At 54.4% G+C, this 14,400-nt stretch carries 14 protein-coding genes; 8 read left to right on the top strand and 6 right to left on the bottom strand.

All coding sequences use genetic code 11. The features are described 5' to 3' along the window. Positions 1-5 precede the first annotated feature (5 nt). The 3 genes from AC0N03_RS13540 to AC0N03_RS13550 are packed head-to-tail and all read left to right on the top strand — an operon-like array spanning position 6 to position 3,324. On the top strand, positions 6-989 hold the full coding sequence (locus tag AC0N03_RS13540; RefSeq protein WP_474289342.1) for an aldo/keto reductase: 984 nt from the start codon (positions 6-8) through the stop codon (positions 987-989). Next, a complete protein-coding gene (locus AC0N03_RS13545) occupies positions 989-2,254 on the top strand; it encodes a multidrug effflux MFS transporter (RefSeq protein WP_474289343.1) in 1,266 nt (421 codons plus the stop codon). Before AC0N03_RS13540 ends, AC0N03_RS13545 begins: the two co-directional genes overlap by 1 nt. After that, a complete protein-coding gene (locus AC0N03_RS13550) occupies positions 2,251-3,324 on the top strand; it encodes an NAD(P)-dependent alcohol dehydrogenase (RefSeq protein WP_474289344.1) in 1,074 nt (357 codons plus the stop codon). Before AC0N03_RS13545 ends, AC0N03_RS13550 begins: the two co-directional genes overlap by 4 nt. A 94-nt stretch (positions 3,325-3,418) precedes the next feature. Here AC0N03_RS13550 and AC0N03_RS13555 read toward each other — a convergent pair whose 3' ends face one another. Then, entirely contained in the window at positions 3,419-3,853 is a 435-nt protein-coding gene (locus tag AC0N03_RS13555) for a hypothetical protein (protein WP_474289345.1), read from the bottom strand. Positions 3,854-4,415: 562 nt separating this feature from the next. Between AC0N03_RS13555 and AC0N03_RS13560 the strand changes: the two genes are divergently transcribed. Further along, the gene (locus AC0N03_RS13560; protein WP_474289346.1) at positions 4,416-4,697 is read left to right on the top strand and encodes a GlsB/YeaQ/YmgE family stress response membrane protein; all 282 of its coding nucleotides are present in this window, start codon (positions 4,416-4,418) and stop codon (positions 4,695-4,697) included. 193 nt (positions 4,698-4,890) lie between these two features. On the opposite strand, the gene AC0N03_RS13565 is transcribed toward AC0N03_RS13560, so the two are convergent. The 4 genes from AC0N03_RS13565 to AC0N03_RS13580 form a co-directional block, all read right to left on the bottom strand. After that, a complete protein-coding gene (locus AC0N03_RS13565) occupies positions 4,891-5,355 on the bottom strand; it encodes a nuclear transport factor 2 family protein (protein ID WP_474289347.1) in 465 nt (154 codons plus the stop codon). A gap of 311 nt (positions 5,356-5,666) precedes the next feature. After that, positions 5,667-7,187 (bottom strand): D-arabinono-1,4-lactone oxidase, encoded by a 1,521-nt coding sequence (locus AC0N03_RS13570; RefSeq protein WP_474289348.1) that lies wholly within the window; start codon positions 7,185-7,187, stop codon positions 5,667-5,669. Positions 7,188-7,296: 109 nt separating this feature from the next. After that, positions 7,297-7,626, bottom strand: a complete 330-nt coding sequence (locus AC0N03_RS13575; RefSeq protein WP_474289349.1) for a hypothetical protein — start codon at positions 7,624-7,626, stop codon at positions 7,297-7,299. Between the two features lie 1,077 nt (positions 7,627-8,703). Then, complete coding sequence (locus AC0N03_RS13580) at positions 8,704-9,426, bottom strand: helix-turn-helix transcriptional regulator (protein ID WP_474289350.1); 723 nt, start codon at positions 9,424-9,426, stop codon at positions 8,704-8,706. 95 nt (positions 9,427-9,521) lie between these two features. On the opposite strand from AC0N03_RS13580, the gene AC0N03_RS13585 reads away from it, so the two are divergent. Continuing rightward, positions 9,522-9,920 (top strand): VOC family protein, encoded by a 399-nt coding sequence (locus AC0N03_RS13585; RefSeq protein ID WP_474289351.1) that lies wholly within the window; start codon positions 9,522-9,524, stop codon positions 9,918-9,920. Between the two features lie 383 nt (positions 9,921-10,303). Here AC0N03_RS13585 and AC0N03_RS13590 read toward each other — a convergent pair whose 3' ends face one another. Further along, positions 10,304-10,903: a TetR/AcrR family transcriptional regulator gene (locus AC0N03_RS13590; protein ID WP_474289352.1), complete on the bottom strand. Its 600-nt coding sequence runs from the start codon at positions 10,901-10,903 to the stop codon at positions 10,304-10,306. Between the two features lie 113 nt (positions 10,904-11,016). On the opposite strand from AC0N03_RS13590, the gene AC0N03_RS13595 reads away from it, so the two are divergent. The 3 genes from AC0N03_RS13595 to AC0N03_RS13605 all read left to right on the top strand — a co-directional run bounded on the left by AC0N03_RS13595 (position 11,017) and on the right by AC0N03_RS13605 (position 13,989). Continuing rightward, entirely contained in the window at positions 11,017-11,499 is a 483-nt protein-coding gene (locus AC0N03_RS13595; protein ID WP_474289353.1) for a cupin domain-containing protein, read from the top strand. A gap of 101 nt (positions 11,500-11,600) precedes the next feature. Continuing rightward, positions 11,601-12,032 carry a YybH family protein gene (locus AC0N03_RS13600; protein ID WP_474289354.1) on the top strand — a complete coding sequence of 144 codons (432 nt, stop codon included), beginning with the start codon at positions 11,601-11,603 and terminating at the stop codon, positions 12,030-12,032. Between the two features lie 1,033 nt (positions 12,033-13,065). After that, positions 13,066-13,989: a hypothetical protein gene (locus AC0N03_RS13605; protein WP_474289355.1), complete on the top strand. Its 924-nt coding sequence runs from the start codon at positions 13,066-13,068 to the stop codon at positions 13,987-13,989. The last annotated feature ends 411 nt before the right edge of the window (positions 13,990-14,400 follow it).

The following is a 14,400-nucleotide window of genomic DNA, read 5'->3' on the forward strand; positions in this document are numbered from 1 at the left end:
ACATTATGCAAAAACGAACACTTGGAAAAAGCGGGCTGGAAGTTTCGGCCCTTGGCCTTGGCTGCATGGGTCTGAGCTTCGGCTATGGTCCAGCCACAGACACATCAGCCGCGATCAAGCTGATCCGCGCCGCATTCGAACAGGGGGTGACCTTCTTCGACACCGCCGAGGCCTATGCGCAGGGCGCCAATGAGGCACTGCTGGGCGAAGCGCTGGAGCCGTTCCGCGATCAGGTTGTGATCGCCACCAAATTCGGCTTCCGGGATGGTGATGCCAGCAAAGGCCAGGACAGCCGTCCTGAGCGCATCCGTCAGGTAGCGGACGCCGCGCTGAAGCATCTGCGCACCGACCGCATAGACCTGTTTTACCAGCATCGCGTCGATGCCAACGTGCCAATAGAAGACGTCGCAGGTACGGTGAAGGAACTGATTGCAGCCGGCAAAGTGAAGCATTTTGGCATGTCGGAAGCTGGCGTCGAGTCAATTCGACGCGCTCATGCGGTTCAGCCTGTCGCGGCCCTCCAGAGCGAGTATTCGCTGTGGTGGCGCGAGCCTGAGAAGCATATCCTGCCTCTGCTCGAAGAACTCGGCATCGGCTTCGTCCCATTCAGCCCGCTCGGCAAGGGGTTCCTGACGGGCGCCATCACTGCCGGCACGAGCTTCGACAAGACCGACTTCCGCAACATCGTACCGCGCTTCTCGGAGGAAAACCGCAAGGCCAATCAGGGATTGGTTGATGTGATCGGCAAAATTGCCGCTGGCAAGAAGGCGACTCCCGCGCAGATCGCGCTTGCCTGGCTGCTTGCGCAGAAGCCATGGATCGTCCCGATTCCGGGAACCACCAAGCTGCATCGGCTGGAGGAAAATATTGGCGGCGCCTCTGTGGAACTGACCTCGGAGGACCTTCGTCAGATTGAAGCTGCCCTTTCGGGCATCACGGTTGTGGGCGACCGCTATCCCGCCCATTTGCAGGCGCGTGTGGGGCGTTGATGAAAATGCAGCCTGCGTCACACGCCGTGTCGGCCGATGGCACGACCGCCATTTGGGTGCTCGCTATTCTGAGCGCCCTGATGGGGTTTGCCTCTATTTCGACGGACTTTTATCTGCCGGCGCTGCCGACGATGACCCAGGCCCTGCATGCGGGGACAGGGACGCTTGAGCTGACCGTCTCCGGGTACCTGGTGGGCTTCAGCGCTGGCCAGCTGGTGTGGGGACCGGTCGGCGATCGCTTCGGGCGCCGCGGGCCGGTCGCGCTCGGCCTCATCCTATTTCTGATCGGCTCGGCGGGTTGTGCCCTATCCGGCAGTGCCCTCGTCATAATTGTCTGGCGTATCATTCAGGCGCTTGGTGCCAGCGCGGGCGTCGTCCTGGCCCGCGCGATGGTGCGGGACCTCTACACCGGCAATCGCGCGGCGCAGATGCTGTCGACGCTCATGACGGTTATGGCGATAGCGCCTCTGCTCGGACCGATCCTCGGTGGCCAGATCCTCGTTTTGGCTGGCTGGCGAGCGATCTTCTGGACGCTTGTCGCGGTCGGCCTGCTGACTCTGGCTTCGCTGTCCGTTCTCCCTGAAACGCTTCCGGCTGCGCGGCGCAATCGCCAGCCGCTGGGTGAAGCCTTCTTGCGATATGGGCCGCTGCTGCGCGACAAGCGATTGCTCGGCTATGCCGGCGCAGGCGGGCTCTTCTACGGTGCCATGTTCGCCTATATCGCCGGTTCACCCTTCGCCTACATAACCTACCATCATGTGCCCGTGCAGTTGTATGGCGTGCTGTTCGCAGCCGGAATCGTCGGCATCATGATTTCGAGTCTTATCAACGCCAGGTTCGTGACCCGGCTTGGCAGCGATCGGCTTCTTACGGCCGGGACGCGAGGCGCAGCCGCCGCCGGAGTCGCGATTGCCATTGCGACCTTCACCGGTTGGGGCGGCTTGTGGAGCCTCGCTTTACTCCTGTTTGTCTTCGCCTCGGCTACGGGCTTTATTGTTGCCAACTCGATTGCAGGAGCTCTGGCGGGATTTCCGGAACGTGCCGGAGCGGTATCTGCTTTGGTCGGCGCCATTCAATACGGCTGCGGCATAGCTGGTTCTGCGCTTGTGGGCGCATTCGCGGATGGAACACCCTGGCCCATGGGCTGGGTTATCGCTGTTTGCGGCATTGGCAGCTTCGCGAGCACGCGTCTGTTGCGACGCGAGACGAAAACTGTCGCCCTACTTCATAACCATCAACCAACAACATTGGAGACTATCCCATGAAAGCACTCGGATATGCTGCGGCCTCGCCTGAATCCGCACTCGCGCCCTTTAGCCTTGAGCGGCGCGAACCGCGGCCCGACGACGTCGTGATTGACATCCTCTTTTGCGGCATCTGCCACTCGGACATCCATTCGGCGCGCAACGAATGGGGCGGCACGCAATATCCATTTGTTCCAGGTCACGAGATTGTCGGGCGCGTATCTGCTGTAGGCGGCAGGGTGCAGAAATACAAAACTGGCGATCTGGTCGGTGTCGGATGTCTCGTCGATAGCTGCCGTCACTGTATCGCATGCGATGACGGCTTGGAGCAATATTGCGAGCATGGCTGGACGGCAACCTATAACAGCGAGGACAAAATCGGCGGCACGCCGCATAAGTTCACACTGGGCGGGTACGCCGACAAGATTACCGTCGACCAGCGTTTTGTCCTGAGCATTCCGTCCAATCTCGATCCGGCTGCTGCAGCGCCCCTGCTGTGTGCGGGGGTGACGACATATTCCCCGCTGAAGCATTGGAAGGTCGGCCCGGGGCAGAAAGTCGGCATTATCGGCCTGGGCGGCCTTGGTCATATGGGCGTGAAATTCGCTCATGCCATGGGCGCGCATGTTGTGATGATCACGACCTCGCCTGAAAAAGGTCAGGATGCCAAGAAGCTCGGCGCCGATGATATTTTGATCTCAAGGGACGCCGACGCCATGACGGCGGCGGCGAGCACCTTCGACTTCCTGCTGAACACGATCCCCGTCGGTCACGATACCGATCCATACATGAACTTGCTGAGACGCGATGGCACGATGGTTATCGTCGGCGCAGTTGAGACGCTCAAGCATGTGAGCGGCGTGCCATTTATTTTCCGCCGCCGCTCAATGGCCGGGTCTCTTATCGGCGGCCTACCCGAAACTCAGGAAATGCTCGACTTCTGCGGTGAGCACAACATTGTTTGCGACATCGAAACGATCGCCATGAAGGACGTCAATAACGCCTACAACCGCACTGTCAAAGGCGATGTGAAGTACCGTTTTGTCATCGATATGGCCACGCTGCCCGCAGCAGCCGCAGAGAGCGCTTGACTGTGCTCCGATGCGGGGCGCAACGGCCAGTTGGCGCGTAATACTGCAGGGGTGCCTATGCAGCAGACCGATGTGGTACGGCGATCTTTCTGCGTTAGGCAGGCGGTCTGCTGACGCCGGGTGCCAGACGGGCGAAAGCCGTCGGGGGCGATGTCCTCGACGGTGCAGCGTTGCGCGGCGCCATGAAGGATAAGGGTGTCGTCGATCCAATCTTTCCGGAGACAGGGCGCGCCAGACACACCCCATTATCAACGCTATGTAATTGAGCGGCATTAAACGCCTCATCTTTGGCACTTAGATCGGCATCGACGGCGAAGGGCCAGCTGAAAAATATCGAGCGGTGCTCAATCCGTATAGGGACGGCCAAAGTGCGTAAATGTTGGCAAGAAATCTTGGCAATCCGGCGCGCAGAGACGAGTGAGCCGGAGAATTGCCTGAAATCGAGTTGATCTAAACGTGGAGACAAGGGTGCGCAGAGCGCCGAAATCGCTTGGAGGAACTCTCGATTGGATGAAATATTGTTTTTCATCAGAGACTTAATGGCGGTGGACACAATCTGGTGCGAACCGGTCTCTGCGCAAATTCCCTGATTTGCAGGGAAAATACAGGGAATTTTTGGATTTTTGAGGGTCAGATTGATCTGAATTTCTCAAATTTCCTAAATTTTTCTGATGCGTGGATATTTTCACGCCTAAATCATAACAGGGAAAATATTTGGCTGATCAGGGAATTTACAGATTGATTTTGATCTTATCAGGCAATTTCCTAACGTGTGTTGGTTTCCCGTTTTTGGCTGGCCACTTTTCCGCTGATGATGGTCTGCCCGGACATGATATATTGTTAAAATGCCGTGGTTTGATGAAGCTGGAGAGGCTCATCGCAGAGCGAGCCAATTGACCCATCACTCGGATGCCGTCCATTGCCGGGGAAATCCGATTTACGTGATCCAAGACATGCCTCCGCCGACCAGATTGGCATTTTTGAAATTGTGAGGCGTTCTGGCGAAAGTAAATTGGCATGGACAATTCGCGCTTCCTGTGCCGTAGTCCTATGGCGGAACCTTGCAGTTTGACAGTTTTGGAGCCTCCCTCATGTATATGTCGAATGAAGGCCTGTTAATAACGTTGATTGTCGGTGTCGTCGCCGGCTGGCTTGCCGGATTGATTGTGAGGGGAACAGGCTTCGGACTGATTGGTGATCTTCTCATTGGCATTGTCGGAGCTTTTATTGGCGGATGGCTCCTGCCTCGGATTGGAATTCATCTTGGTGTCGGCTTTGTCGAATCTATCATCAACGCCACTATCGGAGCTGTGCTGCTGCTGCTTGTCATCCGATTTGCCAGAGGCCGTGGCGGCTGGGGTCGGCGTTGGTGAAAAAATCATCATTATTCGACCCAATACATGCAGATGCGCTCCGGCGATGTCAGTCGCCGGCATTGCCTTGCCTTGCACAGCCTTGCTGTCAACGGCCACGGCAATCTGCCGCCAGAAGCTGGAGTGTAATTCGGGCCTCTGGCCAATTACCGTGCGTTTAAGTGCCGAGCTTGTCACCGGTGTGAAACGGCGATCACAGGCCCAGTTCGGTTAGTCCGGGGTGATCCTCGGGTCGACGTCCGAGCGGCCAGTGGAATTTACGTTCGCTCTCGGCTATCGGCATGTCGTTGATAGACGCAATACGTCGGCGCATCAGGCCGAATTCATCGAATTCCCAGTTTTCATTGCCGTAAGCTCTGAACCATTGGCCACTGTCGTCATGGAACTCGTAGGCGAAGCGGACGGCAATACGGTTCTCGGCGCAGGCCCACACTTCCTTGATCAAGCGATAATTCAACTCGCGGTTCCATTTACGCGTAAGGAAAGCAACAATCTCTTCACGACCATGGATAAATTCTGTTCGATTTCGCCACTGGCTGTCCTCGGTATAGGCGAGTGACACTTTTTGAGGGTCACGGGAATTCCAAGCATCCTCAGCCATGCGGGCCTTTTGTGCGGCAGCTTTGGCGTCAAACGGTGGTAACGGGGGACGGGACATGGGCTTTCTCTCCTTTGCTTCAGCGTTTGAAACTGAATTGTTGAACAAACTAATCAGTTAATGGGCCGATACAAAGTTTTCTTGCGACATGAGGCTCGAATTCCCCCATTCTTTGGGGAAAAAATAAAGCAGAAAACCCTAACCAAAAAGCGGTCAGTTTTAAGGGATCAGAGCACGAGTCAACTGGTCTGTTATGCATGTCCGTCCCAGAATATCGGGCCGCTCCAAGCCTCTCAGGCCAAATCGCCGGTTTCTGACGCCCGCCGCTTCTCTTTGCGGCGGGCGCTTCCGTCTGCGGACACGGACACGCGTCAAGAGAAAAGGTTTTGCTTCGCCAGGAAGGCGTTGAGGAATATGTCGTCCGGGTCAAGCCGGCGGCGCAGGTTATTGAACGCCTGCAGATTTTCCGCAGGAAAGAGCGAGCGCATATCGACGTTCGGCTGGACATATTGCCAGTTCTTTGCCCAGTGCGGCCGCCCTTTGCGCAGGTTGATCCAGTCGTTCACAACATCGTTGATCATGGCCATATGTGGCTTCATGGCGTTTGCGCGCTTGACGGGATCAGGTTCTGCCTTCGGATAGGCACTCAGGATCTCGATCCAGCAGACGCGGTCGGTTGTGCTTGGAGAATAAGCGGCGGACAGCAGCGATTGGCTGGTTTTGGTGAAGCGTGCATGAAGGCAGGTCGTCAGCGGAAAATCACCCTGGAACTTGTAGGTGTAATTGAGGGCTTTGTACCAGGCTTCCACCACATTGCGGACATCCCAGACTCCGGGGCCGGTCATGGGTATCGGAATGGCCACTTCGAGGTCGAGAATGGGGAAGGCCTGATCCGCATAGAAAAATACGCGGGGCGCCTCCGCCACGAAACCGTGACTCGCCTCTATGGCACCGGCCCGGTCACTGATGGTGTTCCAGGTCGTCGGCAGGATAATGTTCCACGCCGCCGGATGCTCGGCGGACCAGTTCATCACGGCGTCGGCGAATTTATCTATCCAGCCGTCCGGCCGCAGCGGCACATCGCGTATCTCATCCTGCGTTCGGTTGAACTTCTTCAGCCAGATCTTGCCGTCGAAGCCGCTGCCGGGAAACCAGAACAGTTCGACATATTCGTTCTCTGTGATCAGCCTGTGCAAATTTCGGGTGTCGATTTCGCCGTCCGTCTTAGCGGGATTGGGCCCCATGATATTTTCGGTCGGTACGACAATTTCTTCGTCCAGCAGTTTGAAGGCCGGCTCAACCCGTAAGGTGACCTTGGTGATAATGCCGAGAAGGCCAAGGTTGACGCGGGCAGCCGCCATATCCGCCGGGGTTGTTTCATCGGAAAACACATGCAACTGACCATCCGCCGCCACAAATTCTATCGCGCAGACGTAGTCGGAAACGGTGGGCTGATTCCAGCCGGTGCCGTGGCAGCCCGCCGCGACAAAGCCAACGGCGTTGATGGAGGCCAGTGCGCCCGTGCTGGCAAGATACATCTGCGGCAGCGGAGAATCCTTTGTCATCAGGGCGTCGCGTACATCCGACCAGCGTGCCGAGGGCAGGAATGAGACAAAATTGCCGCCGTCCTTCTGCCAGCGCCAGGCCTTGCGTCCTCCCTCGTTGTAATCCGAGAGATCAACCAGCAACTGGCCGTTGGCCACAACGAGCGGACTGAAGGAATGGCCTGTGCCGAAGGCGCGAATTTTTTCACCGGCACTGTTGCGGACAAGATCCTGCACCTCCTTAAGGTTGGCGGGTCTGAGTATTTCATCGGGCGCCGAGGACAGATTTCCTGCCCAATTGCGCCAGGTCTGGTTGTAATCGTCGGTATCGTTGTTGTTGGTGCTCATATCGCGTTTCTTTCCGGGCTGACAGAAATCCTGTTTTTTAAGTCGCAATCGCGACGATGGTCCGGAACCGGCCATTGCCGGACGGCAGGCCGGTTCCGTGCCGGGGGGATCAGCCTATGGAAATCAATCCCAACGTATTGGAGAGTGTCGTCCCGGTGATCGTGTAATTGGCCTTGACGGGGCTGCCAGCCTGATAAATGAACGACTGGCGGGCTTCATTGTCGGTACCCCAGACCACGAAGACATAAAGATCAATGATCGACCCATCCGGGACGCCCAGAGCGCCGGGATCGACATCCTTGGTCTGGCCCAGCAATATATCCCCCTGATTGCCGGTCAGGTGTTTTTCGCCGTTATCGTCGAGATAGGCGACCTGGCCGCGCGCCACGAAGCCGCCGCCATTGTGCAGCGTGAATTTTCCGATCTTACTCATTGCCATGATGAAACTCCGTCTTTCTGGATCTGATGGATTTCGGGTGCAAAAGCAGTTCCGGAAGCTTGCGCTCCCTTGCTTGCCGCGTTTTATTTTGCCGGAAGACCCGGCGACGAATATGCCTGTGTTGTTGGTTAGCTGCCTTCCAGTGTCCCTCCTGCCGTGGTTCGTTTGCCGGCGACGAGGCCCTGTCGGACATCCCCGGTCGTTATTGTTTGGACGCGCACTCGTCCTGCTGCCACACATGAGCTGCGAGCAGGGATTGCGCATCGATCAGGTTGATTCTGGTTAATTTGGGTTGCCCCTGAGGGGCTGACGCAGACGCTTTATTGCCGGAATTGAACGCTGGAACACTTTCGCCGGCAGCAACGTGATTAACCTAGTGTGATTTTATTCGTATGACAATATAGAATAAATTTAAATATCCTTAAAATTTTGTAAAATACTTTCATATATATAGAATATATTGAAATAATGTTGTAATATTTCTCAAAAATATGAAATTTTACGCGATATTAATCTAAAATTATTCGAATATTTTGTTTGTAATATTGAAAAATTGCCCTGGCTAAAGGTTGCCAGCAGGCATCGCCGCGGCAGGAATTGGCCGCGCCTTTAATGCATTTGGCTTGCTTTGTGCCGGGGCTTCCCAAGTACGGTTCATATTTTGAGGGTTGGGAGACGATTTCGAAGGGGCTTGAGCCAGCACAATTTCTGGTTGAGGGCTGGTATCGGGTACCGACTCGGACTCCAGCAAAAGCACGGCGTGTAGCTCAGCTTTTTGTTGTTGCTGACGTTCCGGAATACAGCAGACTGTAACGAACAAAAATCTTGTTTAAAATTCGATTGAGGTGAGTTTCTCCTGAAAATTGGATACTGACGGAATCCATAATCTGAAGTCTGCTTGGAGTGAGCCATATGAACTCGGCCACGGGGCATGGAAAGGCTGATACTGTTGCTTTGATTTGCCTTTCAGATTGACCCGTTTTGCCATTTTATAGCGACCCGTCTGATCTGAAATAATTTACCAAATTTCAGTGGTTTGGCACATTTGCAATGAATCATTGCAGAGTAAAAAATGGATCAATCGGAAGCGAGAATTGACAATTCGGCCATTCTTCGAAGGTCGTGTTCACGCCAGTGATCCCAACGCCGCCGCAACTGGGTTCGGCTGACCTCCACCGCCTCTGAGAGCACGCTTGCTTCAAGAATGCGATCGGAGCGGAAATGACGGAAGCCCTGCCTGAGTTCACACCAGGCGATCAACATGCATTCGGTTTCCGCATACCCCAAGAAAACCGGCCAGACGGTACGTTCCGTTTCGTCGCCTGACTTCGAACGGTAGCGCAGCTTCAGCTTGCGACCAGTCCGAATAGCCGACCTGAGCGCCCGCATGTCCAGGCCGACCGCAGCCGTCTCCAGCGCGGGCTTCGCGGCCACGCTCGGTGTCGCGACAGACGTTCGCAGTTGTTCCGGCAAAATGGACATAATCTTGGACACTGCATCAAGAGCTGCTGCTGCGAGATACGGGTCGGGGAGTTTGGCGATCATTTGAGCGCCAAGGATTACTGCCTCGATTTCGTCTGTCGTGAACATTAAGGGCGGCAGGTCATAGCCAGCTCCAAGCACGTAACCAAAACCGGCCGCACCATCGATAGGAACGCGCTGTCCGATGAGATCCGCGACATCTCGATAAACCGTACGCGTCGAGACTTCCAGTTCCGCTGCAATTCGAGCCGCGGTGACCGGATGGTGCGATCTGCGTAAGATTTGGACGATTTGAAACAAGCGGTCGGCGCGGCGCATTGGGCAGTAGCTCCTGCTGACGGGATGCTGTCAGTAGCATGAGAGTATATAGGCGACCAACCCCTGATCATGCATATCACAGACAAGGATTGGTCATGAAATTTGCTTCTACGCGCCTGATCGCCAGCGACATTCAGGCATTAGTTTCGTTTTACGAGATGCTGACGGGCATGGCGGCGGAGTGGCTGGCGCCAGTATTCGCCGAGATCGTCACGTCCTCTGCGACACTAGCTATTGGCGCCGCAGACACGGTGGCATTATTTAAAGAGGGCAGCGCAGCGCCCGCGTCCAACCGAACGGCTATCCTTGAGTTTATGGTTGACGATGTCGACCTCGAGTTCCTCCGGCTTGCAGACAAGGCCGAGGTGGTGCACGGCCCGAAAATGATGCCTTGGGGCAACAAAACGGCGCAGTTCCGAGATCCCGAGGGTACACTGGTCGCTCTGTACACACCTGTAAGCGAGATTGCGAAGAAACGATTTGCACTCCGCTGAGTGGATTAGAATGGGAGTCTGTTGATTTCCCTTTTTCAATTGGCCCATTTTGCCAATTTATGGTGATCCTGTTGAACTTGACTAGTAATTGATCCACTTTTTCACGTGGCGCTGATCTATTAAAAATATCTTTAAGTATCTGTTTTTGTATATTCTTCCGACGTCGCGCTAGGCTACGTTGAAATGAAAAAGTGGATCAAATCGTAACCGTAAACAACACCAATAGCCGCAGCCTCGTTGGTGACGTCCGGGCCCGCCAAGCCCCGCTACCGAGGCGTACGCGCCCCTTGATCCTTGGAGGCGTGGTTCATGAGAGTGGGATGAACGCCCTGTTCGCGAAGCTGACGCGGTGGCCAAAAGCGTGCATGGCGACAGGCCGGAATTCACTGCCGGCCCTGTTTCTGCGCCCGCACTGCAACGATCGCGCTCATTAAAATGTCAACCAGAATCGCTTGACGGTCCGCCGCCGCAAGATCGGCGCGTGTCATCGCTTTCCAGACGTGCACGCTGCAAAGAGCCATCAGTACGACAATAAGCGATCTGTCCGGCGCCTCATCCGCGACGGCTTCCTTGATGTAGGCTTCAATTCCGGCGTCTACCATCGTCAGGAATTGATCGAGTTCCGGTATGCGATCTCTATCGTTGGCGGCCGCGATCAGACGGAGCGAACCCCGAGCGTAAAAAGCGTCAAACTCATTGACCAATCGTTCGATCCGGGCGCGCGTGGTTGTCAGGCCCTGGAAAACCTTCGGCGCATCCGCCGGTGATGGCGGTCGCATTTCGGCGGCGACGTGAGCGCCACAAGCCATCACCAGTGTGCTCAGCGTTGGGAAATGGCGGAACACTGTCGCCGGGCCGACGCCGGCCCGCTCAGCAATATCCGCAAATGAAGTTGTCGCGACGCCCCGTTCGTCATGCAGCGCCATCGTTGCGCGCACGATCCGCTCCCGCGTCTCATCGCGGGCCACGGCGCGACTGGTCATCCGATATTGTCTACTACCGCGAGTTTTCATATTGACGAAATCTTTATTTCATGAAATTATCATTTCGTTAATATAACTCATGCTGCCTTGCCTGTCCAGAAGGAGACACCGATATGACCCCGCAAACACTAACCTCCGTCGAAGCCGTGCCCGCTCCCCAGCGATGGTTCTTGTCTCTGCCAACCTGGATCCGCGCCAGCGGCGCGGAAACGGGCGACACTTTCAGCTTGATCGAACAGTTAATCCCGCCCGGTTTTGCCTCGCCCTGGCACGTTCATCACAACGAGGACGAGTCGTTCTACGTCATAGACGGAACCGTCACCGTAGTGGTCGCAGATCGTTCGGTTACCTTGAATACCGGAGACTACGGTTTCGGCCCGCGCGGAATCCCCCACGGCTTCCGCATTGAGGGCACGAAGCCGGCCCGCGTCCTGCTCATGACCAACGGAGGAACATTCGCGGAATTTGTGCGCGAGACGAGTCAAACTGGGGACAGTGCAAGTCCTTCCGAACCCAGTGAAGCCGATTTACAGAAACTCGTCGCCGCCGCGCAGCGCCACGGCCTGTCGATCCTCGGACCAATGCCCGATCGCTGATCCACCGAATAGGCGTCGCTATCGGCCAACCCGAACATTGCGAAAGGCTGACAGCTTCGCTTCATCGTCCCACCCTTCCTAAACGGAAATTCAAGAGGGAAATGAACATCATGCAGGACACACGATACAGCAACGAAGCCGATCTCGGCGCTATCGACAGCGTACGAGATTCCCACGTCACCGCACTCAACGTCGGCGATGCCGGCGCTTGGGCGGCGCTCTTCGCAGACGACGGCATACAAATGCCTCCCAATGGGCCCGCAAATATCGGCAAACCGATGATTGCATCGTGGTGTCACGGGATGCTTAGTCAGTTTCGAGTGCAGTTTGCTCTTTCTGTAGATGAAGTCCGAATCTCCGGCGAATGGGCATTCGAACGTGGCGGCTACACCATAAGCTTAAGTCCGGCGACCGGTGGATCGCCCATGTGCGAGACCGGCAAGTACATTACGATTTACGAGAGACAGCCTGCCGGAACCTGGCGAATGGCTCGCGACATCTGGAACAGCAGCAATCCTGCGGCAGTAATGTAATGTCACCACAGCTCAGACCCAAACGCGGCGGGGCCCCGCCGCGTTGAGTGCAGTCCGGGATCAGGGTCGGCGTGCCTGGCATCGTGCCGGCGCTCGTCCTCGATCGCAGGCTCGCGCCGCCCACTTCCGCTATACCGCCCCGAGGCGTGAGGAAGTTTGCGACACGAGGCCTTCGCAAACCGATTTGACCAAAGCATGTTTATTCGAAGCACGAAAGAGCAATTCCCTGCTGAATGGCGCGTTCCGCCGCTGAACGGAATTTCGAACTGAGCCGCCGCTCGATTTCGTGCTCGCGAGGGCGTCGTAAAGCGCGGTTTTCCCAATTTTCAGTCTTGTCGCGGCCTCCCGTAAATTCAGCCCTTTCGTGAACAGGGCGCGGGCGTGTTCAAGTTTACCGGGCGTGTCGACCGGACGTCGCCCGCCGTGTCGCCCGCGCGCGGCGAAGGCAAGCCCTGCCTTGGCGCGCTCTTTAACGAGGTCGCTGTTGATGTTCGCTAGTAATTAATCCGCTTTTTCATGTGACGCTGACCCATTCAAGAGCTCTTTAAGTATTTGTCTTTTTGAACTCTTCCGACATAGCGCTGGACTATGATGAAATGAAAAAGTGGATCAGATCGTAAGGTGAACAACAGCTAGAAGGTCAGCAATTACAGTAGCTTGCTGATTTCTTTCAGTTATTTGATAGATTGGCGGTGGACGCAGTCTGGAGCGAACCGGTCTCTGCACAAATTCCCTGATTTACAGGGAAAATACAGGGAATTTTTGGATTTTTGAGGGCCAGATTGATCTGAATTTCTCAAATTTCTTCGGAATTTCTGATGCTTGGACATTTTCAATCGTAAATCATAACAGGGAAAATATTTGGCAGATCAGGGAATTTACAGATTGATTTTGATCTTATCAGGCAATTTCATAACATGTGTTGCCTTTCCGTTTTGGGCTCGCTCACCTTTCCGCTGATGTTCGCTTTATCTAAGCCGACAACGTGGCATAATGGCACGTTTACCGATTGTAATTGTGCCATGAAAGCCAATTGATGATTTACAGCCCTCCACCGTTCAATGCTCAGGAACGTGACATCGATCTGCTCTTGCTTGAGGAGATGCATTGCAACCCTAAATTTATAATTTGGCTCGCGGAGCATGTTGGGGTTGCGGGGGCGTCTCTGGTGTCGGCGCAACATAGTGTCTATCGAGGCAATGGTGAAACAGATGTGCTCGCACTGATTGAAACTGGCGGCGAGCGTGTTGCTTTGATGATCGAGGATAAAATTGGCGCCGCCATGCAACCACGGCAGGCTATACGCTATCATGAGCGTGGCGCAGCACTTTGCGGTTCAAATTCCGTCAAACGCTATTTCGCAATACTTTGTGCTCCGCGTTATTATCTTGCTGGTGTGCCTCTAGAAGATTGGCATGCGACTCTGTCCTTTGAGGATATTGCCGACTGGTTCGACAAACAAAATGAACCTCGCGCGCACTGGCGACGGGACACTTTGATGCGCTCGGCTAATCGTCAGCGGCGTAGCATGGCGGGGACACCGGGAAACGAAACGGTGGTTGTTGATACGATTTTGGCGAAATTTAAACAAGATTATTTTAATTACGTAGAAAAAAATTATCATGAATTTGCTTTCACTGCGCAATATGGCAGAGACAAGGAATATTACTTTAAAGGTCTGAATTTTCCAAAGAATATGCGACTGAAACACAGCTTCACTACGTCCACAATGGTGCTTGTCTGCGAACAGAATTGGAAGGAAAGGGCATTAGCCATTCTTCCGGGTAAAATCCCAGAAAATATGTGGACAACTGTTCACGCTGGTACTCTTCACCTGCTCATCGGCGTTGAACCGATTGATCTGACAGAACCCTTAGAAAATCAGATTGACCTGGTAGATGCTGCATTTGAAGCAGCGCGGTTGCTTCTTCCGTATGCAGCGATGGTACAGCGCTAAAAATGGCATGCTAAGTGAGAGCAGCGAAAATTGTCAGACGATTTTGACGGATTGAAATCATTTAAAAAGGTGGCCGGATTATTAGATAAATATTGGTGGGAATTCATTCGCAACCCACGCGTGTTAATTCCCTTTTCGGATTGACTCAATTTTTTATCTCGTGGTGATCCGGGTAGTCTGGAATATTTTCTAAATTTCAGTGGTTTGACAAAGTTACTATGGACCTTAGCAAAGCGGAAAAATGTTTCAGTTTTTAGTGAAATTCAACAATATGGTTCTATATTCCGTTTAGTGAAGATGTATTAATCGTAATTATTTTTGCGTTTATGTTGGGTCTTTGGTTCATTCATAAATTTTATTTTATCTATTCGTAAAAGACAGAAGCAAAAATATAATAAAGCCAATTATCTT

The sequence above is a fragment of the Methylocystis sp. sgz306128 genome (assembly GCF_056032725.1).